The 255-nt window shown below is 39.6% G+C and carries 1 rRNA gene; it reads left to right on the forward strand.

What is annotated here, in order from left to right:
- Positions 1–137: 137 nt before the first annotated feature.
- Positions 138–255 (forward strand): 16S ribosomal RNA (locus tag PSH54_RS20730); the annotation flags it as partial.

Genomic DNA, 255 nt, shown 5'->3' on the forward strand with positions numbered 1-255 from the left:
AATTGAAACTGAGTGACCAACAGCAATAACTTACTTAGGTTTTACTTAAGAAAAGAATTGCAGCACAGTCAATTCAATATCGAAAGATATTAAATAAATTCAGAATTCATTGAGCTGTCGAAAGACAAAAAACTTTTTAATTGAAGAGTTTGATCATGGCTCAGATTGAACGCTGGCGGCAGGCCTAACACATGCAAGTCGAGCGGTAACAGAAAGTAGCTTGCTACTTTGCTGACGAGCGGCGGACGGGTGAGT

Source organism: Pseudoalteromonas sp. Angola-30 (assembly GCF_028599215.1).
In the GTDB taxonomy this organism is placed as follows: Bacteria; Pseudomonadota; Gammaproteobacteria; order Enterobacterales; family Alteromonadaceae; genus Pseudoalteromonas; species Pseudoalteromonas atlantica.